21 protein-coding genes are annotated in these 24888 nt (G+C 70.0%); 7 read left to right on the forward strand and 14 right to left on the reverse strand.

Annotated features, from left to right (window positions below; all coding sequences use genetic code 11):
• Window positions 1-14: 14 nt before the first annotated feature.
• Entirely contained in the window at window positions 15-1031 is a 1017-nt protein-coding gene (locus E3O39_RS17005; protein ID WP_134449191.1) for an MDR family oxidoreductase, read from the forward strand.
• 366 nt (window positions 1032-1397) lie between these two features.
• A complete protein-coding gene (locus tag E3O39_RS17010; protein WP_134449192.1) occupies window positions 1398-4091 on the forward strand; it encodes a LuxR C-terminal-related transcriptional regulator in 2694 nt (897 codons plus the stop codon).
• A 41-nt stretch (window positions 4092-4132) separates the two neighbouring features.
• Here E3O39_RS17010 and E3O39_RS17015 read toward each other — a convergent pair whose 3' ends face one another.
• Window positions 4133-5470: a glycosyltransferase gene (locus E3O39_RS17015; protein ID WP_134449193.1), complete on the reverse strand. Its 1338-nt coding sequence runs from the start codon at window positions 5468-5470 to the stop codon at window positions 4133-4135.
• A gap of 310 nt (window positions 5471-5780) precedes the next feature.
• Between E3O39_RS17015 and E3O39_RS17020 the strand changes: the two genes are divergently transcribed.
• The 4 genes from E3O39_RS17020 to E3O39_RS17035 all read left to right on the forward strand — a co-directional run bounded on the left by E3O39_RS17020 (window position 5781) and on the right by E3O39_RS17035 (window position 11127).
• On the forward strand, window positions 5781-7142 hold the full coding sequence (locus E3O39_RS17020; RefSeq protein WP_134449194.1) for a nucleotide sugar dehydrogenase: 1362 nt from the start codon (window positions 5781-5783) through the stop codon (window positions 7140-7142).
• 84 nt (window positions 7143-7226) lie between these two features.
• Entirely contained in the window at window positions 7227-8285 is a 1059-nt protein-coding gene (locus E3O39_RS17025) for an NAD-dependent epimerase/dehydratase family protein (RefSeq protein ID WP_134449195.1), read from the forward strand.
• Window positions 8285-10069 (forward strand): glutamine--fructose-6-phosphate transaminase (isomerizing), encoded by a 1785-nt coding sequence (gene glmS, locus E3O39_RS17030; RefSeq protein ID WP_134449196.1) that lies wholly within the window; start codon window positions 8285-8287, stop codon window positions 10067-10069. The genes E3O39_RS17025 and glmS overlap by 1 nt, the downstream gene beginning before the upstream one ends.
• 155 nt (window positions 10070-10224) lie before the next feature.
• Window positions 10225-11127 (forward strand): hypothetical protein, encoded by a 903-nt coding sequence (locus E3O39_RS17035; RefSeq protein WP_174774659.1) that lies wholly within the window; start codon window positions 10225-10227, stop codon window positions 11125-11127.
• 53 nt (window positions 11128-11180) lie between these two features.
• Here the strand turns inward: E3O39_RS17035 and E3O39_RS17040 are convergent, their stop codons facing one another.
• From E3O39_RS17040 to hemE, 12 genes are all read right to left on the reverse strand, one after another.
• Window positions 11181-11525 (reverse strand): hypothetical protein, encoded by a 345-nt coding sequence (locus E3O39_RS17040; protein ID WP_134449197.1) that lies wholly within the window; start codon window positions 11523-11525, stop codon window positions 11181-11183.
• Between the two features lie 78 nt (window positions 11526-11603).
• A complete protein-coding gene (gene hemL, locus E3O39_RS17045) occupies window positions 11604-12935 on the reverse strand; it encodes a glutamate-1-semialdehyde 2,1-aminomutase (RefSeq protein ID WP_134449274.1) in 1332 nt (443 codons plus the stop codon).
• Complete coding sequence (hemB, locus tag E3O39_RS17050; protein WP_370294978.1) at window positions 12935-13918, reverse strand: porphobilinogen synthase; 984 nt, start codon at window positions 13916-13918, stop codon at window positions 12935-12937. Before hemB ends, hemL begins: the two co-directional genes overlap by 1 nt.
• Before the next feature lie 129 nt (window positions 13919-14047).
• Window positions 14048-14839, reverse strand: coding sequence for a uroporphyrinogen-III synthase (locus E3O39_RS17055; protein WP_134449199.1), 792 nt, complete (start codon window positions 14837-14839; stop codon window positions 14048-14050).
• A gap of 3 nt (window positions 14840-14842) precedes the next feature.
• Entirely contained in the window at window positions 14843-15796 is a 954-nt protein-coding gene (gene hemC, locus E3O39_RS17060) for a hydroxymethylbilane synthase (protein WP_134449200.1), read from the reverse strand.
• Entirely contained in the window at window positions 15793-16911 is a 1119-nt protein-coding gene (locus E3O39_RS17065; RefSeq protein WP_134449201.1) for a ferrochelatase, read from the reverse strand. The genes hemC and E3O39_RS17065 overlap by 4 nt, the downstream gene beginning before the upstream one ends.
• Entirely contained in the window at window positions 16911-17675 is a 765-nt protein-coding gene (hemQ, locus tag E3O39_RS17070) for a hydrogen peroxide-dependent heme synthase (protein WP_134449202.1), read from the reverse strand. The genes E3O39_RS17065 and hemQ overlap by 1 nt, the downstream gene beginning before the upstream one ends.
• A 79-nt stretch (window positions 17676-17754) precedes the next feature.
• Entirely contained in the window at window positions 17755-18048 is a 294-nt protein-coding gene (locus E3O39_RS17075) for a DUF3618 domain-containing protein (RefSeq protein ID WP_134449203.1), read from the reverse strand.
• On the reverse strand, window positions 18038-18496 hold the full coding sequence (locus tag E3O39_RS17080) for a phage holin family protein (RefSeq protein WP_166787372.1): 459 nt from the start codon (window positions 18494-18496) through the stop codon (window positions 18038-18040). The genes E3O39_RS17075 and E3O39_RS17080 overlap by 11 nt, the downstream gene beginning before the upstream one ends.
• Window positions 18493-18888, reverse strand: coding sequence for a YtxH domain-containing protein (locus tag E3O39_RS17085; protein ID WP_134449205.1), 396 nt, complete (start codon window positions 18886-18888; stop codon window positions 18493-18495). Before E3O39_RS17085 ends, E3O39_RS17080 begins: the two co-directional genes overlap by 4 nt.
• 95 nt (window positions 18889-18983) lie before the next feature.
• The gene (locus E3O39_RS17090) at window positions 18984-20534 is read right to left on the reverse strand and encodes an NAD(P)/FAD-dependent oxidoreductase (RefSeq protein ID WP_134449206.1); all 1551 of its coding nucleotides are present in this window, start codon (window positions 20532-20534) and stop codon (window positions 18984-18986) included.
• A gap of 38 nt (window positions 20535-20572) precedes the next feature.
• On the reverse strand, window positions 20573-21769 hold the full coding sequence (gene hemE / locus E3O39_RS17095) for a uroporphyrinogen decarboxylase (protein ID WP_134449207.1): 1197 nt from the start codon (window positions 21767-21769) through the stop codon (window positions 20573-20575).
• Window positions 21770-21852: 83 nt separating this feature from the next.
• Between hemE and E3O39_RS17100 the strand changes: the two genes are divergently transcribed.
• Window positions 21853-23205, forward strand: coding sequence for a glutamyl-tRNA reductase (locus E3O39_RS17100; protein WP_134449208.1), 1353 nt, complete (start codon window positions 21853-21855; stop codon window positions 23203-23205).
• A gap of 103 nt (window positions 23206-23308) precedes the next feature.
• Here E3O39_RS17100 and E3O39_RS17105 read toward each other — a convergent pair whose 3' ends face one another.
• Window positions 23309-24694, reverse strand: coding sequence for a glycine--tRNA ligase (locus E3O39_RS17105; RefSeq protein WP_134449209.1), 1386 nt, complete (start codon window positions 24692-24694; stop codon window positions 23309-23311).
• Window positions 24695-24888: the final 194 nt, after the last annotated feature.

Below are 24888 nucleotides of genomic sequence, written 5' to 3' on the forward strand. Positions count from 1 at the left end.
AGTAGGCTCGGAGCATGACTCCTGAGACTCAGTTCCGCGCCATCGTCGTCGAACGAACCGTTGCGGAGGACGGCGCCACGTCGCAGCACGCGGCGCTCACGCTCGTCGACGATTCCTTCCTGATGCCGGGTGACGTGACCATCACCGTCGACTACTCGAGCCTCAACTACAAGGACGGGCTCGCGCTCGCCGGTCGCCCCGGGGTCATTCGCTCCTGGCCCCTCATCGCCGGGATCGACCTCGTCGGCACCGTCGAGTCGAGCGAGGACCCGCGCTGGGCGCCAGGAGACCGGGTCATCCTGAACGGCTCAGGCCTGGGCGAGACCCACCACGGCGGCCTCGCCGAACGCGCGAGGGTCTCCGGCGCGTCCCTGGTACGCCTGCCCGCCGGAATCAGCGCCCTCAGGGCCGCCGCGATCGGCACGGCCGGATTCACCGCCATGCTCGCCGTGCTCGCGCTCGAACGCGCCGGGACAACGCCGGACTCCGGCCCTGTGCTCGTCACCGGCGCCGCAGGCGGAGTCGGTTCGATCGCGGTGGCCCTGCTCTCGGCCAGGGGCTACCGGGTGACGGCATCGACCGGTCGCGTCGACGAACTCGGCGACTACCTCCGCGGCCTCGGGGCCGAGGCGATCCTGGACCGGAGCACCCTCTCCGAGCCGGGAAAACCGCTCCAGGCCCAGCGCTGGGCCGCGGCCGTCGACTCCGTCGGAAGCGCCACCCTCGCCAATGTCCTCGCCCAGGCGAACTACGGGGCCGTGATCACCGCGTGCGGCCTCGCCCAGGGCGCCGACCTCCCGACGACGGTGATGCCCTTCATCCTGCGCGGGGTCAGCCTTGTCGGCATCAATTCCGTCGAGGCTCCATTGGCCCTCCGGGAACAGGCATGGTCGCGGCTCGAATCCGACCTCGACCTGGCGCTCCTCGACGGCCTGACGTCGAGCATCACGCTCGAGGAAGCGATCCCGGCGGCCGATGACATCCTCGCGGGTCGGCTGCACGGGCGCACGGTCGTCGCGATCCACGAATAGCGCGGTCAAACACGATTTAGTCGTGGCAGAACCGCCCAGTACCGCTATCACAGCGGATGCCCCTCCGCGCACCCCCAGGCTTTCGGCGCGCCGTAATCCCCCACTAGTGGGGGATACCTTGGAAGAAAATGAGCGTACCTTGCATAACAGGAACCCCCTTCACCGGGGGTGACAGGTCCCGGACCACCCATTCCGGGACCGCACACAGGTAGTAATGCAGAGCACCGCCTCATCCCCGAGGCGGCTGCTGTACTCCCCCAACAGAGTGATCCGCACGCACTCGTTACCCGAAACGAAGCGCCGTCTCATGAATGAACTCCTTCACCGACCCCCGGAATGGCCCGGAATGATTCCTGGGGTCGTCGCATGAAGTCCAGCATCCACCGCGACACGCTGGGCGCGATCCTCGAACTCGCAACCGCCCCTCATGAGTCAGCCATGCTGGTCGTCGGGGAGCCCGGATCCGGCAAATCGCGCCTGCTCGCCTCCGTCGAACCGATCCCCGGGATCGAGATCTTCCGGGTCAGGATCAATCCTGCGGAAGCCGGCTTCCCGCTCTCCGGCCTCTCGGCCTTCGTCGCCTCGTTCCAGACCCCGGCCGCCGCAGCGCTCTCGAGCGAACTCCTCATCCCCGGCGAAGCGGATGCCCAGCTCGCCGCCCGCGCGGCGGAACTCCTCGCCCTGATCCGCGACTTCACCCCCGAGACAACCCTCCTCCTGATCGACGACCTCGACCTGATGGACCTCCCGAGCCAGACCGTCTTCGCGATGGTCGCGGCGCGCCTCGGCGGCACGGGGCTGCGCCTCGTGGGCACCGTGTGCGCGGAGCCCCCCGTCGGCCCGCTCGCCTCGCTCCCGCGCATCACCCTCGACCGCCTCACCTTCGCCGAATCGATGCTCCTCGCCACCGAGCTTCTCGGGCCCCAGTCCGACGAGGCACTCCGGCGGATGCTGGCATCCTCCTCATCGGGAAGTCCGTCCGAAATCGCCAGGAACGCCCGGCTCCTGACCAGCAGGCACCTCGGGAACGCCGCCCCCGTCGCCCTGCCGTTCCGCGCCTCCCGCGCTCCCTCGACCCGGACCTCACAGGAACCGGACGACCAGCACCTCCTCCTGGCGATGCTGTCCTGCTCCTACCTCAGCAGCCAGGATCCGATCCGCCAGAGCGGCGACCCCATCCGCGGCGCCCTGGAAGAACTCCTGTCCGCGGGAACCGTCATCCGCGACGGCCGGTACCTCCGGATTTCGGACTCAGCGCTGCGTTCCCACCTCTATTGGTCCATCGACGCCGGTACCCGCGCCGAATTCCATGCCCGTGCCGCCCGCAGCGAGGACGCACCCGGAGGGGATCCCGGCCTCGCCGCGTGGCACCGCAGCTGGGCGGATGCCGGCAGCCTCTCCTCGGACGAACTGCTCGCCTCCGCTGCCGAATTCGGCCGCAGGGGCCTGATCTGGCAGTCCGTCGAACTCGCCGAACGCGCCCTCGCCCTCGCGCTCGACGCCACCGGAAGCCCCGAGGCCCTGCTCGAGGTCGCGGAGGCGCTGTACCTGCAGGGCGAACTCTCCTATGCGGCCCGCTATGCCAGGCTCGGCCAGCGCAGGCCCGGCTCGATCGCCACGGTCACAAAGCTCGCGACCCTCCGCAGCGGGATCGAATTCATGTCGACCCACCAGCTGCTCACGACCGACCTCGACGACTGGGTCGGACCGCGCGGCGCGAGCGGCAGGGCGGAAGACCTCGCGCGCCTGCTCGGCATGAGCGCCCTCAGTCACGCCGAGCGCTGGGAAGTCGACGCCGCGCGGGAAGCCCTCGCCAGGGGCCGTCACCTCCTCGAAAGCGCGACCCCGGAGTCCGTCGAACTCCACGAGCTGTCCGCACTGCTGCTGTCTGCTCTCGAGGGTGACCCCGGCCCTTCGACCCGGATGTTCGAGCGGCTGTCCCGGCACGGCTGGACCGAGGAGACGAGCGCCAGGGCACTGTCCGTCCTCGGCCGCAGCCTCACGTTCATCGACCGATACGGCGACGCCAGGCGCGTGCTGCGCACCGTCGTCGGCCTCGAGCCCCCGCCGGACCCGATCGTCCTGCAGACGGCCAGGTACTACCTCGCAGAGAACGAGATCCTCGCCGGCAACCAATTCGAGGCCATGGCCATCATCGAATCGCTCACAGGATCCGGGACGGAACAGGTGCATCGCCGCCCGCTCCAGCTGCTGACGGCCTGGTACTGGCAGGCCCGCGGAGACCGAGCGCGCGCGGACGCGGCGATCGAGCTCTGCAACCGCAGCTTCGCGACGAGCGACCATCCGGCTCTCGCCGCCCGGCTCGTGGCAGACCAGGGCCGGTTCGCCCTCATGGAGGGCAGGTTCGACGATGCGATCGCATTCCTGCACCGGGCCGGAGCAATAGGGTCAGCATTCCGCAACCCCTCGCTGCTCCGGAGCCAGGTCGACCTGATCGAGGCATACGTGCTGTCCGGCCGGCTGCGGGAGGCCGTGATCCAGTTCCGTGAGTTCCGGGCCAGGGCCCGGCCCTTCCACACCCGGTGGACGGTGCTCGCCACGGCACGGGCCGAGGCCCTGCTGACACCCGGCGAGGCATCCATCGCCGTCTTCGAACAGGCCGCCGGCCTCTGGCAGCCTGGCGATTCGCAATTCGAGCAGGGCCGCACCCTCCTGAGCTTCGCCGACCGGCTCGTGAGCCTCGGGCACGGCAGGGAAGGCGCAGACCAGTACCTGGCCGCGCGGATGATCTTCACCCAGCTCGGTGCCATCCCGTGGGCCAGAAAAGCGGATGCCGTCCGTCTCGGCACCCACGCCCCGAGCGTCAATCCCCTCCTCGCGACCCTTGCCCCCGACGAACGGCTCGTCGCCGAACTCGTGCAACAGGGCAAGCGCAACAAGGAGATCGCCGCCGAGCTCTTCGTCTCCCTGCGCACCGTGGAGGTACGCCTCACCCGCACATACAACAAGCTCGGTGCCAAGTCCCGGTCGCACCTGATCGCGCTGCTCTCCGGCACCGGCACGGTGCTGTCAGACGGTGCGGCAAGCGGGATGGTCTGATATACGGGATGGTCTGATCGAAAGGGACCGGTCAGGTCGCGCTACCCCGGCAGGGCGTCGCCGACCGCGATCCCGGGTGTCGCCGCCGTGTTGCTCCGTCGTTCCGGACTCTTCCAGGTGCCGCTCGACCGGCCGAAGAACGCCTGCGGGATGGTCCGGAGGCAGATGAACGCGTCGACGATGCGCACGAGCGGGAAGCCGATCCCGAGCACCAGGTAGTGCACCCGCCCGGTCACGATCACGACCAGGATCGTGAGCAGGTAGTCCGGCACCAGCACCCCGATGACGATGGACGCCGGAGGGACGGCCTGCGCGACCGCGATCGACACCGGGTCTGCCGAGACCTCGCCCCAGGCCGCGGCCGCAAGCGACATCAGGAGCAGCGGCAGGAAGATCAGCATCATGATGCTGCTCGTCACGAGTTCGAAGACGTAGAGGGCGAGGGCTCCCCAGAAGGTCCCGAACCGGAAACCGTGCCGGCGGACCGTCTGCCAGAAGCCGAGCGTCCACCGGCGCAGCTGTTTCGTGTAGTCCCGGAAGGTGTCGGGGTCCTGGGTGTACGCGATCGCCGCGAGGGGGTGGAAGGCGATGCGGCCGAGCCTCTTGGCATGCACCTCGAATGTCATGTTGAAGTCCTCGATCGCGAGCCCCGGGGCGGAAATGTCGATGTCGGCGAGGATCCGGCTGCGATACATGCTCGCGAAGCCGGGGACGATCGACACCACGTTCGCGAAGCGGGCGGCCTGGCCGTACTTGAGGAGGAACTGCACGACCACATAGAAGCGTTCGCGGTACGCCACGAGAAAACGGCCGAGCCGGGTCGGCGATGGCGGGTCCGTCACCGTCGCGGCGCGGCCGGCGACGGCGACGACCCCGGGATCATCGAAGTACGGCAGGCCCGTCTCCATGTAGTCGTCCGCGAGCTGCGTGTCCGCGTCGAGCAGCATCACGATCTCAAAGCGTTCGGCAAGCCGGAAGTGCGTGATCGCGGCGACGAGCGCACCGGCCTTGCCGCGGTTGGGCAGGAGCTCGACGACGTTCGCCCCGCTCTCCTCCGCGATCACCGCCGTCGTGTCCTTAGACGCGTCCGAGGCGATGAAGATATTGCCGACGGGCACGAGCCTGGCGGCCGAGCGGATCGTGTTGCGGATCACGAGTTCTTCATTGTGCGCCGCGATCAGCACGGCGACGTCTTTCGGGGTGACGCGGCCGCCTGCTCCGGAGGCCGCCCCGCCAGCGGCCTGCTGTGCGAGCCGGTGGCGCGCACTCCGCGGCCGCTTCCGGAACGCCTGCGCGACAACACGGCCCAGACCGACCGTGCCCCACAGGGCGGTGTTCACCCCGACCACGAGGACGAGCACCACGACCAGGCTCAGCATGTGACTCTCCGTCGACCGGCCGGACGCGGGGTCGCTCCGGTGGTCCGACCGTACACGCGGGACGGGGCGCCCGCCACGGCAGACAGGTGCGGTTAACCACATCCGGGTGCGGGATGCCCACACGATCCCGCAGAGTCCCGGCCATGGCTTGCCCGGATCGCAACATCTGCAGAGACTGGCCGCGGGAACACCACACGCCGCACCTCGCCGAGTCCCGAAACTCCTCGACTGACGGCGGCGCATCCGCGAACCGCACCTAACCACCGAACCGCACCTAACCACACAGACTTACCCGAACAAAGGACCTGGAATGTCAATCGAAATCGTCGACGACTCTTCCCTGCCGCTCACGCACCAGGGCCGCCAGCGCACGAACGCGGACGCCCTGCTCATCCCGGTCATCCCCCGCACCCAGTTCGACTTCGACGTCGCCATCGTGGGCCTGGGATACGTCGGGCTGCCGACGGCGCTGTCCCTGCACGCCGCAGGTCTCCGCGTACTCGGCGTCGACGTGAGCGAACGCCGGCTCGCCGTGATCCGCAGCGGTGAAGCCGACCTCCTCGAGTCAGACCGGGAGCGCCTCGAGACGGCGATGTCGGGCGACGACTTCCAGATCACGGGTGACACCTACCTCCTCGGCGACGCGGCAGCGGTCATCATCTGCGTCCCCACGCCGATCGACGAACACCTCACGCCCGACCTCGAGATCCTCGCGAGCGCGTGCACGATGGTCGTCGACGCCGCCGTTCCCGGCCAGCTCCTGATGCTCACTTCCACGACGTACCCCGGCTGCACCAGGGACCTCCTCGTCACCCCGCTGCTCGTTCGCGGCCTGACCGCAGGCAAGGACATCTTCGTGTCCTTCAGCCCGGAACGCATCGACCCCGGCAACGACCGCTACGCCCACGAGGACGTGCCGCGGGTGGTCGGCGGCGCGACCCCGGCCTGCCAGGCCGCGGGAGCCGCCCTCCTCGGCCGCTATGCCCGCAACATCCACGGTGTCAGCTCCCTCGAGGTCGCCGAGATGAGCAAGCTCCTCGAGAACACCTTCCGGGCGGTGAACATCGCCCTCGCGAACGAATTCGCCGAGGCGTGCCTCGCCCTCGGGCTGTCGGTCATCGAGGTCATCAACGCCGCAGCGACCAAGCCCTACGGGTTCATGCCTTTCTTCCCCGGCGCCGGCGTCGGCGGGCACTGCATCCCGTGCGACCCGCACTACCTGCTCTGGCAGCTCCGCAAGGCTCACGTCGACGCGCCGGTCATCGAACACGCGATGAGCGAGATCGCCGGCCGCCCGCGCCGGGTCCTCGAGCGGGTGCGCGAAACCCTCGCCGACCAGGGCAAGCCTCTCCGCGGCGCACGCGTGCTCGTTGTCGGAGTCTCCTACAAGCCCAACGTCGCCGACCTCCGTGAGTCGCCTGCGCTGGATATCCTCAGCATGCTGGCCGACCAGGGCGCGGACGTCGGGTTCCACGACCCGTTCTTCGGGTCCGTCCGGCTCAGGAACGGCAGGGAGCTCACCGCGACGGTCGACCCGGACGCATTCGGCGCCGACCTCGTGGTCCTGCACACCGACCACGACAACGTCGACTGGGAATGGCTGTCCCCGGAGGTCCTCGTGCTCGACACCACCTACCGTCGCACCGACCTGCCCCGCCGCGTGCAGCTCTGACCCCTTCTTTCCCGGGCGGATGCCGGGGGCCGCTCGGCCCCCGGCATCCGTTGCCCTGCCCACCCCTTCGATCGGAGAACCACCGTGAAATCATTGATCACCGGCGGCGCCGGCTTCATCGGCAGCCACCTCACCGAATACCTGCTGGAGCAGGGTGACGACGTCATCGTGCTCGACAACCTCTCGACGGGTTCGCTCCGCAACCTCGCCAGGGTCAGTGACAACCCCCGGTTGCGGTTCGTCCAGGGCAGCATCCTCGACAGGGCACTCGTCACCGACCTCATCTCCGGGCGTGACCGGGTCTTCCACCTCGCCGCGGCCGTCGGCGTCAAGCTCATCGTCGAGGAGCCCCTGACGAGCCTGCGCACCAACATCCACGGCACCGAGAACGTCCTCGACGCGTGCGTCGCCGCGGGGGCGACCCTGTTGCTCGCGTCGACGAGCGAGGTCTACGGGAAGAACACCGCTGACAGCCTCGACGAGGAGTCCGACCGCATCCTCGGCTCCGCCCTCAAGTCCCGGTGGACGTACGCCGCCGCGAAGGGGATCGATGAGGCGTTCGCGCACGCCTACTGGAGTGAGTTCGGACTCTCGGTTGCCATCGTGCGCCTGTTCAATACGGTCGGGCCGCGGCAGACCGGGCGTTACGGCATGGTCTTTCCCAACCTCGTCGGCCAGGCGCAGCGAGGGGAACCACTCACGGTCTTCGGCGACGGACGACAGACCCGCTGCTTCTCCTACGTCGGCGACATCGTGCCCGCCCTCGTCCGGCTCGCAGAGACTCCGGCCGCGTACGGCCTGGCCGTCAACATGGGCGGCGCCCAGGAGATCTCGATCCTCGGCCTCGCCGAGCGCGTGATCGACGTCCTCGGCTCGACGAGCGACATCAGTCTGATTCCCTACGAGCAGGCGTACGCCCCCGGCTACGAGGACATGCGTCGCCGGGTCCCCAACAACGGCCTCGCTCGGAAGCTCGTCGATTTCGAACCGAGTACCCCGCTCGACGACGTGATCCGGAACGTGGCCGGCGCCGCGGCGGCCGGCGGAAACGCCAACGAGGCCATGGCCCTCGCGGGCTCGCCGCTGCATCCGCACGCCCCCGGCCTCGTCGCCGCCGGCAGCCAGATCCCCGGGCTGCTCTGATGTGCGGGATCATCGCCTGTCGCGCCATCGAACCTGCGCCCGGCTATCTCGTCGCGGGACTCAAACGCCTCGAGTACCGCGGCTACGACTCTGCGGGCATCGCCGTGTCCGCTGAAGACGGCACGACGGCCGTGTTCCGCACGATCTCGCGCGTCGACTCCCTCACCGGGCTTGTCGAGGAGTGGGGCGGCCCCCTGCTCGCAGGCACCGGCATCGGCCACACCCGCTGGGCCACCCACGGCGGCGTGAGCGTTCAGAACGCGCACCCTCACCAGGACTGCGAGGGCCGCCTGAGCGTCGTTCACAACGGCATCCTCGACAACGCGGACCGGCTGCGCGCCGAGCTCGTGCATGCCGGGCACCGGTTCTCCTCCGAGGTCGACAGTGAGGTCATCTGCCACCTCGTCGAGGACCGCCTGCTCGACTCCGACGACCTGCTCGGTGCGGTGAGCGCCGCGGTCGCCCAGCTGACCGGCTCGTGGGCCCTCGTCGTCCTCGACGCACGGACAGGGCGCATGGTCGCCGCCGCACACCGCTCGCCGTTGCTCGCTGCCCGTTCCGCGGCGGGGATCTTCCTCGCGAGCGACATCTCTGCGATCGGCGACTGGGTCGACGAATTCCACATCCTCGCGGACGGCGACGTCGTCGAGGTCACGAACGACCTGGTCTGGACCAACTCCGGGATCCCGGCCGCCGTTCCCCCGGCCATCCCGCGGCCGCCGCGGCCGCAGTTCTCGCTGACCGTCGAGGCCGACGACCATATGGCCGCCGAGATCCGGGAGCAGCCGGAGGCCGCGGCCCGCCTGCTCGACGAGGTCGGCGGCCGGATCGCGACCGGCGAGCTCTGGAACGACCTCGGCCTGCCCCGGTTCGACCGGATGCGTGTGGTCGCGTGCGGGACCTCCCTCAACGCAGGAGAGGTCATCGGTTCCGCTCTCAGCCGGCTCGGCGGGCTCGGGCACTCCTCCGTCGTCGCGAGCGAAGCGGCGGGCTCCGTCGTAGAACCGGGAACGCTCACGGTGATGATCAGCCAGTCTGGCGAGACCGCGGACGTGCTCCGCGCCCTGGAGGAGGGACCGGAGGGTTCCCCGGTGCTTGCCCTCGTCAACAACGTGCACTCGACGCTCGGTCGCAAGGTCGACGCCGTCGTGAGCTGCGCGGCCGGGCCGGAAATCGGTGTCGCCGCGACGAAGACGTTCGTCTGCCAGGTCATCGTCGGCACCGGGCTCGTGATCTCGTCGCTCGTCGCGAGCGGCAGGATGGATGTGGCCAGGGCCCACCGGCTCGTCAACGACCTGTACCTGATTCCGGAACAACTCGCGGAGGCCGCAGCCGCCGCGCGGGCGCTGCTTCCTCCCCTCGTCGAGGAGGTGCGGGGCGCCAAGGGGTTCCTGTTCCTCGGGCGGGGTGCCGGCGTCGCATACGCCGCGGAGGGCGCACTCAAGCTCAAGGAGATCACGTACCGCTGGGCGGAGGCCTACCCGGCCGGCGAACTCAAGCACGGTCCGCTCGCGCTCGTCGAGGAGGGCACCCCTGTCGTCGTGATCGACGACGACGATCCCCGGCTGGCCGGGAATATCGCCGAGGTGCGCGCGCGCGGCGGGCGCATCATCACGATCGGCCGGCCGGGCAGCAGCGTCGAAGTCCCGTTGTCGCTCGGAGCACCGTGCGGGCCGCTCGCGGCCGTCGTTCCACTGCAGATGCTCGCTCTCGGCCTCGCCGTCGAGCTCGGCTTCGACGCGGACAAGCCCCGCAACCTCGCCAAGTCGGTCACCGTCGACTGAGCGGGGCGGTGGCGGCCGGCGGCCGGTGCGAGCCGGCCGACGGTCCGCTGGGAAGGTGGTGAAGATGACCCGTGAGCGCGCGAGAGGCCGGGTAGCATCTCAACGCCATCGGCTGCCGAACCGATGTGGACGTTCTGTGTGCTGGAGGAGGGCGAATGCCGGAAGACGATGAGCCAGCGGGCGGGACCCCTCGCCGGCGCGCACTCCTGATCAGTCTCCTCGCGATCGGCCTGACGGTTCTGGCCGTGCTGACGATCGTGGTGTCGACCGCTCCGCGACCCGGCCAGAGCACAGCTCCCCCCTCGGCCAGCCGGTCCCCCGGCACTCCGACACCCAGCGGGAGCCCCGCACCATCCGTGACCCCCGCGCCGTCCGCGAGCGCGGCCCCGACGGCTCCCACGGTCGGGGCGTACCCCTGGCACACCGGGATCGTCTCGACGACGTTCTGGGTCGGCGAGATCTTCGACCCGAACGCCGCGGACGGCAGCCAGGTCTATTCGACGTATGACTCGGGGTGGATGGCGAGCTATGGCGGTTGCGACGGCGTCCGCACGGCGGACGACTGCCAGACCGAGGTGCGGACGGCGGCCAACGACTACTTCCCGACCCAGCTGGCTCCGAAGGAGAACCCGTTCTACCTCGATCTCCCGTTCGACGACCTCAACGACGCCCAGGCGTTCGCGACCCGCGGGAAGGTCGTGCCGTGGGCCGGCCAGTCTGCGTACGCGGGCTCGGCGGGCGATGACACCGTGAGCCTGATGAAGAACAGGTGGGTCCGCATCCGCTCGAACGGCCAGACCTGTTACGGCCAGATCGAGGACGCCGGGCCCGGCCAGTACCACGATGCCGCATACGTGTTCGGTGCGGACGATGCCCGGCCGGCCAACAAGAAGTTCAACGGAGCGGGCATGGACGTCTCCCCGGCCCTGAACGGCTGCCTGCGATTCAGCGACATCAACGGGGAGAACGACACGGTCGACTGGCAGTTCGTCGAGGCGGCCGACGTCCCGCCGGGGCCCTGGACGAAGATCGTCACCACGAGCGGAGTGCGCCCGTAGCACGCGACCCGCGACCCGCGACCCGCGACCCGCGACCGGCGACCGGCGACCGGCTACAGCTTGAGCGAGGCGATCAGGTCTGGAGCGTGGTTGGTGGTGAGGATCACGCGCGAGAAGTCCTCGTCGATGAGGTCGATCACGACGGCCTGGCGGCGGCGCTTGATCGCGAGGAAGTCCTTGCCCCCGTGGAACTTCCAGGTGCCGACCGCGAGCACGAGTGGAACCTCGAGGCCGGGGGCGCGGATCCCGCGGATCCAGATCCACGGGTCGTCCGTGATCGTCACCGAGCGGATGTTGTCCCGTGCGACGACGATGTCCTCGCGGCGGAAGGCGAGCGTCTTCTCGGCCTTCGTCAGGTGTACCTCGAGCCGATCGGGATGAACGCGCAAGGAAGCCATAGGCCTAGTCTGCCCCGTTCGGCCGGTATTCCCGCTGTCGAAACCTCACAATGCAGTAACGCGGAACTGTGCGCTCCGTCAGTCGGGCACGACGGCCGCCGCTGCCGCCTTCGCCGCCGCGGGCAACGCGTCGAGAATCCACTCGATCGCCTGCTCGTCGTGGGCCGCAGAGACGAACCAGGCCTCGAACACCGACGGCGGCAGTGACACCCCGGCGTCGAGCATCGCGTGGAAGAACGGGCCGTACCGGAAGGCCTCCTGGCGCTGCACGGCGGCGTAGTCCCGTGGGGGGTGCGCTGCGGCATCCGCCCCGAACGCGAAGCTGAACAGGTTGCCCGCCCGCTGCACGCTGTGCGCGACACCCTCTGCTGAGAAGGCGGCGGAGACCGCGTTCGAGAGCAGGAGCGCGGTCGCATCGAGCCGCGGATAGACGGTGTCGTCGAGGGCGCGCAGGGTCGCGATGCCCGCTGCGACGGCGACCGGGTTCCCGGACAGGGTTCCGGCCTGGTAGACCGGGCCTGCGGGGGCGAGGTAGTCCATGACGTCGGCACGTCCGCCGAGCGCCGCGACGGGCAGGCCGCCACCGATGACCTTGCCGAACGTGAAGAGGTCGGGGCTGTACGGCTTCGCGGGGCTCTCTCCCGCGTTGTCGAGGCCCCAGTACCCGGCCGGCCCGACCCGGAAGCCGGTGAGCACCTCGTCGATGATGAGCAGCGCACCGTAGGAGTGCGCGAGCTCGGTCAGGGCTGCGTTGAAGCCGGGGTCTGGCGCGACCACGCCCATGTTCGCGGCGGCGGCCTCGGTGATGACGGCGGCGATCCTCCCCGGGTGGGCTTCGAACGCGGCGCGCACGGCCTCGAGGTCGTTGTACGGGAGCACGAGGGTCTGCGCCGCAGTCGCAGCGGTCACACCGGCGGAACCGGGCAGGGCGAGGGTCGCGAGCCCGGAGCCGGCCTGGGCCAGGAGTCCGTCGGAGTGGCCGTGGTAGTGGCCGGCGAACTTGATCAGGAGCTCGCGACCGGTGAAGCCGCGGGCGAGGCGAATGGCGGTCATCGTCGCCTCCGTGCCCGTCGAGACGAGGCGAAGCTTGTCGACGGCCGAGACGCGGCCCTCGATCAGCTCGGCGAGTTCGGTCTCGCCCGGAGTGGACGCACCGAACGACAAGCCGAGTGCTGCAGCTGCCTGGACCGCGTGGACGACCTCGGGGTGCGCGTGGCCGAGGATCGCGGGCCCCCAGGAGCTGACGAGGTCGACGTAGTCGCGGCCGTCTGAGTCGGTGACGTAGGCTCCTGAGGCCTTCACGAGGAACAGCGGGGTGCCGCCGACCGAGCGGAAGGCCCGGACCGGCGAGTTCACGCCGCCGGGGATGGCGCGCTGGGCGCGGGCGAACAGCTCGTCGTTGCGGGTCATCACGGGCGGTTTCCTTCGGTGAGCCAGGCGGCGAGTTCGACGGCCCAGTATGTGAGCACGGCGTCTGCGCCTGCCCGGCGGATGCTGAGCACCGATTCCTCGATCGAACGGCGGCGGTCGATCCAGCCCTGGGCGGCGGCCGCCTCGATCATCGCGTACTCACCGGACACCTGGTATGCCCAGACCGGGACATCACTCACGGCCGCGACGTCTGCGAGCACATCGAGGTAGCTGCCTGCCGGCTTGACCATCACGACGTCCGCGCCCTGTTCGATGTCGAGCAGGGCCTCGCGCACGCCCTCCCTGCGGTTGGCCGGGTCGAGCTGGTAGCTGCGCCGGTCGCCCGTGAGCGTCGACTGCACGGCCTCGCGGAAGGGGCCGTAGAACGCGGAGGCGTACTTCGCCGAATATGCGAGGACGGCGGTGTCCTGGAATCCCGAACCGTCGAGGGCCTCGCGAACGGAGGCGACCTGGCCGTCCATCATGCCGCTGAGCCCGAGCAGCCGGGAACCGGAGGCCGCCTGGATCAGTGCCATCTCGTTGTACCGCTCGAGGGTCGCGTCGTTGTCGACACTGCCGTCGGGCGCGAGCACCCCGCAGTGGCCGTGGTCGGTGAATTCGTCGAGGCACAGGTCGGTCTGCACGACGAGCGCGTCGCCGACCTCGTCTGCGATGGCCCGGGTCGCGACATTGAGGATCCCGAGCGGGTCGGTCGCGCCGGAGCCGATGGCGTCGCGCACATCCGGCACTCCGAAGAGCATCACGCCGCCGATACCTGCTGCGGCGGCCTCGGCTGCGGCCCGGCGCGCACTGTCGATCGAGTGCTGCACCACGCCGGGCATGGAGGTGATGTCCACCGACTCCCGCCCTTCGCGGACGAACATCGGCAACACGAGTTCGGCGGGGTGGATGCGGGTCTCACTGGCGAGCCGGCGGAGCGAGGAACTCGAACGCATCCGTCGAGGCCGAATAACTGGAGTAATCACCCATCCACCCTACCCACGCCAGACGAGACACCACTCGAGCCGCCGCGAAAGCGGGTGAATCGTCGTTCACGCGCGCCCAAACCGACGATTCACCCGCTTTCGCGGGAGGGCGGGAAGGTTGAGGCGCTAGCGGAGTTCGGCGAAGTGCGAGAGGGCCTCGATGAGCGCCTCGGCGCTGGGGGCTTCCGCAACGAGGTCGACGCGGAGTCCGAGGGCCGCGGCGTCCTTGGCGGTGCGCGGACCGATGCAGGCGACGAGGGTCGTCTCGGGGACAGGTCCGAACTGCTCCTGCACCTGTTCTGCGACGCTCCCCGAGGTGACCAGGAGCGCCTGCACCTTGCCGGCCGCGACATCCGCAACGACCCGCGGGTCCACGGGAACGCCGATCGTGCGATAGGCGACGACGGACTCGACCTCGTGGCCGATCCGGCGCAGACCCTCGGTGAGCAGGGGCTTGGCGATCTCGGAGCGCAGGGTGAGGATGCGCAGGGGCACGACACCCTGGGTGGCGGCTTCCCACTCGGCGAGCAGGCCACGGGCGGAGTTGTCCTCGGCGGGGACGAGATCGACGCGATAGCCGGCGGCGATGAGAGCCGCCGCGGTGGTCTCGCCGACGGCGGCGATCCGGGTGCCGGGAGCCACGACGGCGCGGTGCGAGGAGAGCACATCGACGGTCGTCGCGCTCGTGATCGTCATCCAGTCGAAGTCACCGTCCGCGAGGCGTGCGAGCGCCGCGTCGAGCGCGGGGGCGTTGTCGGTCGCGGCGAAGTTGATCATCGGGGCCACGATCGGCTGCGCACCGCGGGAGCGGAGGTCCGCGGCGACGTGGTCACCCCACGGGCCGCCGCGCGGGACGAGGACCCGCCAGCCGGCAAGCGGCTTGGTGGGATTGGAGAGGGTCTTGTAGCGCCAGGTCATTTCTTAAGAAGTCACCTTCATGGGGGCAAAATCGGCAGCCCCGCCTTGGATCAGATCACGGGCCACACGCTCGGAGACGTCCTGGGCGGCCTCGACCAGGTGGGTGACGGAATGTGAATCGGGCGTCGCGGCGTGCGAACTCACGATACTTCGGGCACCATCAGGACTGTACACCGTGGCAGTCAGGAACAACAGGCCGTCGTCGATCGCCGCCATCGCGCCGATCGGGGCCGCGCAGCCGGCCTCGAGTCGCGCGAGCACGAGACGCTCCGCGGTCGTGGTGGCCTGGCTCGTCGCATGGTTGATCGCGGCGAGCGCGGTTCCGAGCGGGCGATCAAGCCTGCCCTCCCGCACCTCGATCGCGAGGGAACCCTGGCCGGGCGCGGTCGGCCAGTCGGAGAGCTCGAGGTACTCGCCCTCGACCGCGCTCAGGAGGCCGAGCCTGCTGAGGCCGGCCGCGGCGAGCACAACGGCGTCGAGGTCGCCTGCGGCGACCCTGCCGAGCCGGGTGTCCACGTTGCCGCGGATGTCGACGACGTGCAGGTCCGGCCGGGCCTTCAGAAGCTGGGCGACCCGGCGCGGGGAGCCGGTGCCGACCCTGGCGCCCTCCGGAAGGGTCTCGAGGGTCAGTCCGTCACGGGCGCAGAGCACGTCGCGGGCGTCGGCGCGGCGCGGCGTTGCGCCGACGACGAGGCCGGGGTACAGCGCGGTCGGCAGGTCCTTGAAGGAGTGCACGATCGCGTCGCAGTCGCCGTTCAGCAGGGACTCGCGGAGGGCGCTCGCGAACACGCCCGTCCCGCCGAGGCCGGACAGGGGTTCCTTCGAGGTGTCGCCGTGGGTCGTGATCACGACGAGCTCGACCTCGGTGCCCGCTGCTGCTGCGATCCGGTTGGCGACCGCCTGGGTCTGGGCGAGGGCGAGGGCGCTCCCCCGGGTGCCGATCCTGATCGTGCTCACGGCGCGATCCCGGCGAGAGCTGGCTTGAAGCCGAGGCGCACGTTCTCGCAGCAGCCCGGCCGGCAGACGTCGTACCAGGGTCCGAGCGGGGTCATCGCGGGGCGTTCGGCTGCCGGCGTGTCCTCGAGGCGCTCGACCACGAGGTCGATCAGCCCGCTCACGTATGCAGGGTCGACCCCGGGCGTGGGTACGCGCACCGAGAACAGTCCCTGCTCGTGCGCAGTCTCCGTCGCCTCGTTGTCGAGGTCCCACATGACCTCCATGTGGTCGCTCACGAAACCGAGCGGCACGATCACGACGGCACGGATGCCCCTGGCCGGGAGCAGCCGGATGGCGTCGTTGATGTCTGGCTCGAGCCATGGCATGCTCGGCGGCCCGCTCCGGGACTGGAAGACGAGCTGCCACGGGGTCTCGCTCGCCGCGGCATCCGCTGCGGCGACAGCAGTCATCACCGTGTGCGCGACGGCGAGGTGCTGGGCCTCGTATGCGCCGCCCTCACCGAAGCCGCGCTCGGCAGGTCCGCTCTTCGCGGCGTCCGTCGACGGGATCGAGTGCGTCGAGAACAGGACCTCCACCTCGGTGGCGAGGTCGATGCCCGGGATCTGGGCGGCGACATCCGCGAGGCCCTTGCTCACGCCGGCGATGAAGGGGGTGACGAAGCCGGGGTGGTCGAAGAACTGGCGAACCTTGTCGATGTGCACCACGCCGGTCAGGCCCGTGACCTCGAGCGCGGCCGCGAGGTCTTCACGGTACTGGCGGCAGCCGGAGTACGAACTGTATGCGCTTGTGACGATCGCGAGCAGGCGGTCCTGGCCGTTGGCGTGCGCCTCGGCGACGACGTCGCGGAGGTAGGGGTCCCAGTTGCGGTTGCCCCAGAGCACGGGGATGTCGATGCCGCGGCGGTCGAGTTCTGCTTCGAGTGCGGCGCGGAGCACGCGGTTCTGGGCGTTGATCGGGCTGATGCCGCCGAAGTGGCGGTAGTGCGTCGCGACCTCTTCGAGGCGTTCCTCCGGGATGCCGCGGCCGCCCGTGACGTTGCGGAGGAAGGGGATCACGTCGGCCTGCCCCTCGGGTCCTCCGAAGCCGGCCAGGAGGATGGCGTCGTACGCGCTCACTACTGGAGCACCTCGACGAGTTCCGCGGTGGAGATGCGGCGCCCGGTGTAGAACGGGACCTCTTCGCGCACGTGGCGGCGGGCCTCGGTGTTGCGGAGCTCGCGCATGAGGTCGACGAGCTCGGTGAGCTCGTCGCTCTCGATCGGGAGGAGCCATTCGTAGTCGCCGAGGGCGAAGGCGGAGACGGTGTTCGCGATCGCACCGCGGAAGGCGGCACCCTTGCGGCCGTGGTCAGCGAGCATGGCGCTGCGCTCGGCCTCGGGGAGCAGGTACCACTCGTAGCTGCGGACGAACGGGTAGACGGTCAGCCAGGCCTTCGGTTCGACGCCGCGGAGGAAGCCGGGCACGTGGCTCTTGTTGAATTCGGCGTCGCGGTGCACGCCCATCGCGTTCCAGGTCGGCAGCAGGCTCTTGAGGAGCCGGCTGCGGCGCAGCTCCCGGTTCGCCCACTGCAGGGTCTCAGCCTCGGGGGCGTGGGTCCAGATCATCAGGTCGGCATCGGCGCGGAGGCCGGACACGTCGTAGAAGCCGCGGACGGTGACGCCCTCCGCCTCGACGAGTTCGACGATGTCGTCGAGCTCGAGGACCGCGTGCGGTACGTCGCGGCCGTCGAGGTCGTCCGGGTTCGTCGGGTCCTTGCGAAGCACCGCGAAAAGGGTGAAGCCCTGGGGCGATGCCGCACCCGTTGCGTCACCGGTGAGGGTGTCGGCGTCGGGGGCGGGGTGGGAAGAGGTTACTGCCTCTCCGGCAGCCGGCTGAGTCATGAGTACAGTCTCTACTTTTTTGTGACCAGAGCCAAAAGACTCAGCTGGCGCCCGGCTGGGCACGCCCGTCCGGTCGGCCTCAGTCGTCGAGGACGGCCCTGAGCGCGAACCAGACCGCGGCTCCGACCGCGAGGGCGCTGCCGAGGGCGACCCCGAGCAGTGCCGTGGGGTTCTCCTCGCCGAGCTTGTGCAGGCGGCGCCGGGCGAGGCGTTCCTGGTCACGCATCCGCTTCGGGACGTTGAGCTTGTACTCGATAGCGTCGAGGGTCAGCGCGAGCTGGGCGCGCGCGGCTGTCGCCTCGGCGCGCAACGCGTGCGTGGACTTCGACGGAGTCGCTGCAGCACCGGTCGTTTTGTCCTGTTCAGTGCTCATAGTCTCCGACTCCCTTGATCGCGTCTGCGTCCCGGCGGATGCTTGCCGCGAGGCCGTCCGGGTCGGCGCGCGTACCGGCCTTCACCCGGTTGACGCCGATCAGCACGAGGATCGCGGCAATGAGGAGCAGGGCGACCGCGACGATGAGCGTCGCGAGCCAGAGCGGCAGCACGAGCGCGAGGGCGATCACGGCGAGCGCGACGAAGACGATGACCGCGAGGAATGCGAACACACCGGCCACGACGAAGAGGCCGATGCCGACGCCGATGTTCTTCGCCTTGCCCGCCATCTCGGACTTGAAGGCCTCGATCTCGGCGTGGATGAGCGCGGCGATCTGCCCGGGCAGCTCGGAGACGAGGGTGATCAGGGTCTTGCGCGGGCGCGGGCCGAACCCGCCTGCGCGGGCGCTGTCGGTCTGGGTTCCGGTCGCGGCCGGCGATCCGGTCACAGTGAGGGTGCTTCCGATGTGGGCGCGCCCGGGTCGGGGGTGCCGTGGTCAGGGGTCGCCGTCGGGGTGGCCGACGGTGCTGACGCTGCCGGGCGTTTCGTGGGCCAGGACGTGCCGTACCGGGGGCCTGGGCCCGCGGCATCCGTGGCCTTCGCGGTCTTGTCCGTGAGGGTTCCGACGAGCTTCTTGCCGGCGTTGATGAGCGCGGCCGGCACGTCGCCGACCCGCTCGAGGGCGAAGTCGCGGACCTCGGTCACGCGGCGCTGCACGGGGTCGGCGTTCCAGAGGCTCTCGGCAGAGGCCACGATCTGGTCGTAGCGCTTACGTCCGGCACGGGAGCCCAGGACGTAACCGACGAGTCCACCGGTGATAAAAAGAAGCTTTCCCCGCATCTGTCACTCCATTCTTCGTCGTTCACGTACGTCTCAGAGTATCCCGCCTGCGGAAACGGTGGAGGGCAAACTGCCGGACTACTGGGGAGAACGGCTCAGAGAACCAGCGCATCGCGACGGGTCCGGCCGGCGGTCGCGAGGGCATCGGGGATGACGGAGGCAAGCCCGGTTCCGGAGAGCCAGGCCCCGGTGACCTCGAGCCCTTCGAGGGCCGCGACGGCCCGACGCACCTGGTCGACGCGGTCGCGGGCGCCGACGGTCGCCGGCGAGAGGGCGTCGCCCCACCGGGTGCGGTCGAAGCCGAGCACCTGGTCCGCGGAGAGCGGGGTACCGAGGATGGCGGAGGCATCCGCGAGGGCGAGGGAGAGGAGTTCGTCGTCGGTGAGGCGGGCGCTCGGGCTCTTCTGCCCCGCGCGGCCGTAGGACAACCGGAGCACGTGCACGCCGGGACCCGCGGTCTCGGCGACCCAGTCCCATTTCGCGGTGACGTGGGTCAGTGCCTTTGCGGTGATGCCGGGTGCGCCGGCGGCGACGAGGGCCCCGGTGCCGCGCGGATGCGCGTCGAGCTCAGGGGCGGCGAGCACGAGGGTGGCGAGTTCGATCGGGGTCGGTTTCGGCCAGTGCAGGGCGCCGAGCGCCTTCTGCTGAGGTCCGAGGGGCGCGATGAGGGCGAGGGCCTGGGCGCCGGGCGTCGCGAGGATGACGAACCGCGCCGACAGGGTCTCCGGCAGGGTCGCTGGCAGGTCGCCGGATTCGCGCCCCCCTGGCGCGGCGGTCGCTTCGGGGGTATCGGGGCTCTCGGGGCTTTCGGGGGCACCGGACTCTTCGGAGGCTTCCGGCCGGGGCGCGATCGTGACCTGCCAGGGTCCGGCCGTGACGGGGCGGATGCTGGTGACGGCGGCCTCCGTGAACACCTCGACGTCGAAGCGGTCGAGTTCGGCGCGGAGCGCGGTCACGAGGCCGGCCATGCCGCCGCGAAGCCCGGAGACCGCGGAGCCGGCGGGAGCGGCGCTGCGGAGGGAGAGCACGGCGCCGGACAGCGACCCGGTCACGGTGAGGGCGGCGTTGAGGCCGGGAGCGACGACGTCGACTTCGAGATCGTCTGCTGAGGAGGTGTAGACGCCCGCGGTGACCGGCTCGACGAGGCGTTCGAGGACGCGGCGGCCCATCCGCTTGCGAACGAGTTCGCCGAGGCTGTGCTCCCTGCCGATCGTGAGCACGGGCATGAGGCGGTCGAGCCAGGCCCGCAGGGCTCCCGGCCAGCCGATCACGCGGCGCACGTCCTCTGCGAGCGGGGAGCCGGGGATGCCGAGGACGCCAGCCCGGGGCATCGGAACGCTCACCGCGGGTCCGCCAGGACGATCGGATGGCAGGCAGAGCCACGCGCCGGCGGCGTTCGGCTGCACGACCCGCTCGGCGAGACCGAGTCCTTCGATGAATTCGGCCACGGCGTTGCGGCGCACCGCGAAGCTCTCCGCCCCGCTGTCGAGGGTGAGCCCGGCGACCTCGTGGCTCGCGAGCGCGCCGCCGAGGTCGCGTCCAGCCTCGAGCACGGTGACGCTCAGCCCGACCCTGGCGCACTCGCGGGCAGCCGAGAGGCCGGCCACCCCTCCGCCGACGACGACGACGTCACGCACGCCGCTCATCCGCCCGCCCCGCGGCGCTTCGCTCATCGCTCGCCGGCTCAGGACGCGGCCGGCGTGGACGCCGGCTCGCTCGGTGCGGTGGCGGATGCCCCGGGTGCTCCGGTCTCCCCGTGAGCGCCGGCAGTGGCCTCGTGCACGAATGCGACGAGGCGGGTGAGCACGGTCGGGTCGGTCAGCGGCGGGACGCCGTGGCCGAGGTTGAGCACGTGGGCAGGAGCTGTGCGCCCGCGCTCGAGCACGTCGAGGACGTGCGCCTCGAGGACGGGCCACGGCGCGGCGAGGAGCGCGGGGTCGAGGTTGCCCTGCAGGGGGACGTTCCCGCCGAGTCGGCGATTGGCCTCGTCGAGCGGCACGCGGTAGTCGACGCCGACGACGTCCGCGCCGACGGCGTGCATCTCGTGGAGAAGTTCGCCGGTGCCGACGCCGAAGTGCACGACGGGGACGTTGCGCCGGATCGGTGCGTCCGCACCGGGCACGGTCTCGGCATAGCTGAGATCGCGCACGTGGGCGATCGCAGCAGCCGACGCCGGGGCGACGAACCGGCTGTAGTCGGCGAGGGAGAGCGCACCGGCCCAGGAATCGAAGAGCTGTGCAGCGCTCGCTCCTGCGAGCACCTGGGCGCGCAGGAAGCGGCCGGTCACCTCTGCGGTCCAGTCCATCAGGGAGGCCCAGGCCGCAGGGTCGGCGTGCATCAGGGTGCGCGCGTGGATGTGGTCCTTGGACGGGCCGCCCTCGACGAGGTAGGCCGCAAGGGTGAACGGCGCCCCGGCGAACCCGATCAGCGGGGTCCCGCCGAGCTGGGCGACCGTTCGGGCGACGGCCTTCCGGATCGGGTCGAGGGTGGTCTCGAGCACGGCGGGGTCGAGGGAGACGAGCTCGGCGACGTCGCGGGCGGTGCGGACGGCCTTGCCGAGCACCGGCCCCATCCCGGCGACGATCTCGACGTCGACACCGACGAGCTTGAGCGGGATCACGATGTCGCTGAACAGGATTCCCGCGTCCACCTGGTGCCGGAGCACGGGCTGGAGGGTGATCTCACTGGCCATTTCCGGGTCGAGGCACGCATCGAGCATCCGGGTGCCGACCCGCAGCGACCGGTACTCGGGAAGGGAACGCCCGGCCTGGCGCATGAACCACACGGGGGTGGCCTCCGGGCGGGTGCCCTGGTATGCGCGGATGAGGCGGGAATCGGCGGTGAGTCCGGAGGCGAGGGGGTGTTGAGCGTCGAGGTTCATTTGTGTCAATTCTGTCAAACTTTCAGGAGCCAAGCGCTTTCCGCAGATGATCCACGCCCAGATGGACAAAGTAGACTCACCGAGTGCTGATCTGCCTGTCCGCGAACCACAAGAACTCGAGTTTCGATGTACTCGAGAAGCTGTCCGTCGGCGCGCCCGGCACGGCAGGCGGCATCATCGAGCGTTACCCGAGCCTGTCCGGAGCGGTCATCGTCGCAACCTGCAACCGCTTCGAGGCCTACCTCGACCTCGACGAACCCGACGGCGCCTCCCCCCTCGAGGCCGTACAGGCCGCGATCGCGGGCGTCAGCGCGGGCACCGGCGTCACCGCTGAGGTCCTCCGCGAGACCCTCGACTTCGTGCACGGCAACGGCGTCGCCGAGCACCTGTTCGCGGTGACGAGCGGCCTGGAATCCGTCGTCGTCGGCGAGGGCGAGATCGCAGGCCAGGTGCGCCGCTCCCTCGAGCAGGCCCGCGAGCGCGGCACGACCACCCCCGAACTCGAGCGGCTGTTCCAGCGCGCGTCGCAGACCTCCCGCGGCATCAAGAACCGCACCGGAATCGGCGCGGCCGGGCGGTCACTCGTGCGCCTCGCCCTGCAGCTCGCCGAGACCCGCATCGTGAACTGGGCGAGCACCCGCGTGCTGCTCGTCGGAACCGGCCGTTACGCCGGCGCCGCCCTCGCAGCGCTCCGCGACCTCGGAGTCTCCGACGTGCGGGTCTACTCGCCCACCGGGCGCGCCGTCAAGTTCGCGGGCTCGCATGGCATCACCGCGGTCACCGAGTCGGGATTCGCCGTCGAAGCCGATCGTGCCGACCTGATCCTGACCTGCACGACCGTCGAACACCACGTCGTCACGGCCGCACTGCTCCGGGAGGGCGCGGCAGCAACCACGGATGTCGACGCCGGAGCGGAGTCGGCCGCTCCGGCCGGCCGACGGCTCATCATCGACCTCGGCCTGCCGCGCAACGTCGCTCCTGACGTCACCGAGGTCCCGGGAGTCGAGCTGCTCGACCTCGAGACCATCCGCATCCACGCCCCGCTCGAAGAGCTCAATGCGACGAGCGAGGCCCGCCTGCTCGTCGACCGCGCCGCACGCAAGTTCTCTGCGGTCGCGGAAGAGCAGAGCCTCACCCCAGCGGTCGTCGCGTTGCGCAGCCACGTCTTCGACCTGCTCGATTCAGAGATCGAACGGGCGCGCGCGCACGGCGACGATACCGAACAGACCGAGCGGGCGTTGCGGCATCTCGCGAGCGTCCTGCTGCACACGCCGATGGTGCGCTCACGCGAACTCGCGAGGGCCGGTGAGCAAGCCGCGTTCACCGGCGGCCTCGACGCCCTCTTCGGCATCCGGGTCGAGTCCGGCGCCGGCTCCGTGGCCGAGTCCGCTCCGCCCCTGGATCCGTTCCCCGGATCGGCGCACCGGGCCTCCTGAGCGCTCGCGCGCGGCGTCTCGGCGTCTCTTCGGCGAGCGCGGGAGCTGCGCCGCTGCGCGGGTGGCGGACCACACGCGCAGCGGCGAAAAGCCCGCGCTCGGGTCAGGCTCCGCGGAGGCGCTCGGCGAGGTAGGCGTCGAGCTTGTCGAGCGGCACCCGCTCCTGCTGCATGGTGTCGCGGTCGCGCACGGTGACGGCCTGGTCTTCGAGAGAGTCGAAGTCGACCGTGATGCAATACGGGGTGCCGATCTCGTCCTGGCGGCGGTAGCGGCGCCCGATCGCGCCGGCGTCGTCGAAGTCGACGTTCCACGACTCGCGCAAGCGGGAAGCGAGGGAGCGCGCCATCGGCGAGAGCGCCTCGTTGCGGGACAGCGGAAGCACGGCGGCCTTGATCGGCGCGAGGCGCGGGTCGAGCTTGAGCACGGTGCGCTTGTCGACGCCGCCCTTCGCGTTCGGCACTTCCTCCTCGTGGTACGCGTCGACGAGGAACGCCATCAGCGAGCGGGTGAGCCCGGCCGCCGGCTCGATCACGTAGGGCACCCAGCGCTCGTTCTTGGTCTGGTCGAAGTACGAGAGATCCTTGCCCGATGCCGCAGCGTGCGTCTTGAGGTCGAAGTCCGTGCGGTTCGCCACGCCTTCGAGCTCGCCGAACTCACTCCCGCTGAACCCGAAGCGGTACTCGATGTCGACGGTGCGCTTGGAGTAGTGCGAGAGCTTCTCGGCCGGGTGTTCGAAGAAGCGCAGGTTCTCCGGCTCGATGCCGAGGCCGGTGTACCAGCTCATGCGCTGCTCGAGCCAGTACTCGTGCCAGGTCTCATCTGTGCCGGGCTCGACGAAGAATTCCATCTCCATCTGCTCGAACTCGCGGGTGCGGAAGATGAAGTTGCCCGGTGTGATCTCGTTGCGGAAGCTCTTGCCGATCTGGCCGATGCCGAACGGGGGCTTCATCCTGGCAGCCTGGAGCACGTTGGCGAAGTTCACGAAGATGCCCTGCGCGGTCTCTGGACGCAGGTAGTGCATGCCCGCCTCGTCGTCGACGGGACCGAGATAGGTCTTGAGCAGGCCGGAGAAGGCGCGCGGCTCCGTCCAGATGTGCCGGTTGCCGCAGTTCGGGCAGGGGATGCCGTCGAGGCCGCCCTCTGCGGGGCGTCCCTTCTTCTCCTCGAACTCCTCCTCGAGGTGGTCGGCGCGGAAACGCTTGTGACAGCTCGTGCACTCGACGAGGGGGTCGCTGAAGACCTCGACGTGACCGGATGCCTCCCACACCTTCCTGGGCAGGATCACCGAGGAGTCGAGCCCGACGACGTCGTCGCGGCTCGTGACCATGAAGCGCCACCACTGCTTCTTGATGTTCTCCTTGAGCTCGACGCCGAGGGGCCCGTAGTCCCACGCGGACCGGGATCCGCCGTAGATTTCACCCGCCTGGAAGACGAACCCGCGGTGGCGGGCGAGGGCGATGACGGAATCGAGGCGGGAGGGTGCGGCCACGGTGGCTCCAATGGTCGAGGGTGGATGTGGGGCGTGCCGTGCGGAAAATCCCGGTCAGGCGTACCCATTTTAGGCTCTCGTCCCGGTGCGCCCCTCTGGCTGTTAGCCTTGCTAAGGAATCATCACGAATTCAGCTTTTTCTCAGCTTGGATTCGGCACGGTCGTGAACCGCACCTCAGCACCATCTGCACCAC

It is taken from the genome of Cryobacterium sp. MDB2-A-1, from assembly GCF_004402675.1.
GTDB classification, from domain to species: Bacteria; Actinomycetota; Actinomycetes; order Actinomycetales; family Microbacteriaceae; genus Cryobacterium; species Cryobacterium glucosi.